General features: G+C 65.5%; 2 protein-coding genes. One reads left to right on the top strand and one right to left on the bottom strand.

Annotated features, from left to right (window positions below; genetic code table 11):
- A partial coding sequence (locus tag MUO23_13580; GenBank protein ID MCJ7513980.1) for an NAD(P)-binding protein occupies window positions 1-826 on the bottom strand: 826 nt, incomplete at its 3' end.
- Window positions 827-1,306: 480 nt separating this feature from the next.
- Here MUO23_13580 and MUO23_13575 point away from each other — a divergent pair.
- Window positions 1,307-2,380, top strand: a 1,074-nt coding sequence (locus MUO23_13575; GenBank protein MCJ7513979.1) for an efflux RND transporter periplasmic adaptor subunit, incomplete at its 3' end; no start/stop codon positions are given.

Genomic DNA, 2,380 nt, shown 5'->3' with positions numbered 1-2,380 from the left:
TCCGGATCAGGAAGTCGGTTGCCAGGTACACGCCCGGCAGGTCGGCGCCGGGGGCGTCGAGGGTCGCATCCACGCCGGTTCCGATGCCGACGTACACGGCGTCATAGCCTCCGGCCAGCAGGTCGTCAATCGTCTTGTCCTTTCCAATCCGGACACCCGTGACGAACTCGACGCCTGCGTTGCGGTAGTCCTCCAGGCGAGCCATCACGATTTCCTTCGGGAGCTTGAAGTTCGGAATGCCGTAGATCAGCAGACCGCCCGCGTGGGGCAGGGCCTCGAAGATCGTGACGGCGTGGCCCTCGCACCGCAGCAGCTCAGCGCATGCCAGGCTGGAAGGGCCAGCGCCAATGCAGGCAACCTTCTTCCCCGTCGGCGCCCCCACCGGGACTTTGACCCCGCCGTTGGCCCGCTGGTAGGCGGTGACAAAGGCCTCCAGCGCGCCGGTTAAGACCGGCTCCTCACGCTTGCTGCGCACACACGAGCCCTGGCACAGCGCCTCATGGGGGCAGACCAGGCCGCAGACTTCGGGCAGGGAGCTGGTGCTTCGGTAGACCTGTGCCGCCGCCAAGAACTCGCCCCGCTCGATCAGCCACATGGCCGATGGGATGTCATTATGGACCGGGCATGCCTGGTAGCACGGCGCCGGGTCTGGGCAATGGATGCAGCGTTCGGCTGCCTGGCGGGCCTGTTCTTCGGTCAGCGGAAGGTAGGTCGCCTGAAAATCGGCAACCCGCTCCTCGGCCGGCCTGGCAACCACATCCACCAGCGGGATGCGCATACGCGCCTTACGGTCAATAACAAGGTTCTCACCCGGAATTGCCTGCATTACCGCCCCTCCGCGGACTACTTGTACAGATGATATGCATCGAAGTAGGACTGTATCAGTCCAGGATGTCACACGGCCGGCAGAAGGTCGTCCTATCCCGCCAGAAACCCCTGTGCGGGGATCCCCCGCAGCGGTCCGCCCCCCGGAAGAGGGCTTGAGAGAGGCTGCCGGCAACTGCTGCAAGGCGCTATGGGGCGGCCTGCGCGACCGACCGGCTCATCAGGGCTTAACGAATTTCGCCCGAGGGACATGGTATTCTTCCCCTTCGCCGACAAGCTGACGCCCAAGCCACCGGTCGTGACGGGTGGCGCATCCGGGATCGCCCTGCGCGGTCGAGTTGGGCTTATTACCTGGGGCTGAGTGAGCCGGAACGCGAGATTGGCGGATTCGAATCGAGCGAACGCCCAACCCCTGCAGCTTCACGCGTTCTTCATCGCTGGATAATAGGCTGGTAAGGAATGGGCGGAAAAGGAAAATGGAATGAGGAACAGGCCAAGGACGATCATCCTGTGCACGGCGGTTTTGCTGGTGGTTGGGACCGTGGCTCAGGCGTGCACGGCGCGCCCGACGCAGGCTGAGGATCTGCAGACTCAGCCGGCCGAGCGGGGCAATCTGACGGCCGTCGTGGGTGCGACGGGAACCGTCCGTCCGAATCAAGCGGCCAGCCTGCAGTTTGAGACCAGCGGTACGGTCGAAGAGGTGACCGTGCAGGTCGGCGAACGCGTTGAGGTCGACCAGGTGCTGGCGAGGCTGCGTCAGACTTCGGTCCCGGCATCGGTGATCGCCGCTCAGGCGGATTTGGTCGAGGCGCAACGAGCGCTGGACCACTTGCTGCAGTCGGGGTCGCCGCAGGCCGAAGCCCAGCTGGCGTTGGCGCAGGCGCAGGACGCGCTGAAGGACGCCGAGTACAAGTGGCGCGTCCGCCAAGAAGGCTACCGCGCCAGCGCCGCCACGCTGGATCTGGCGCGGGCGAGGTTGGTGCTTGCCGAGCAGTCACTGGAGAACGCGAATTCGGCCTACGGCCGCGTGGGGGGAGACCCGTGGGAGGACTCCAATAAGGCGGCCGCGCTCGAAATGGTGGCGCAGGCGCAGCAGCATTTGGATTCCACAAAGCGCGCCCTGAACTGGTACACCGGACGCCCCTCGCCGATTGACCAGGCGCTGCTCGACGCCGAAGTGGCGCAGGCCCAGGCGCGCCTGGGGGACGCCAATCGCGAGTGGGACCGCCTGAAGGACGGAGCGGATGCCGCTGACATCGTGGCCGCCAAGGCGCGTGTGGCTGCGGCGCAATCGACAGCAGAGATGGCTCAGATCGCGGCGCCGTTCGCCGGGCAGGTGACCTCGGTCGAAGTCAAACCCGGCGATCAGGTCTCGCCCGGGTTGCCGGGCTTCGGCTTGGCTGACTTGAGCCAAATGCTGGTGGACATCAGCCTGTCCGAGATCGACATCAACCGGGTCGCGGTAGGCCAACCGGTGACGGTGGTCTTTGACGGGATTCCAGAGAACACCTATGGCGGAGAGGTCACGGAGATCGGCCTGATCGGCGAGTCGATC

The sequence above is a fragment of the Anaerolineales bacterium genome (assembly GCA_022866145.1).
Taxonomy (GTDB): Bacteria; Chloroflexota; Anaerolineae; order Anaerolineales; family E44-bin32; genus PFL42.
Note: the sequence above shows the minus strand (reverse complement) of the source record. Positions and strands in the feature narration are given on the sequence as shown.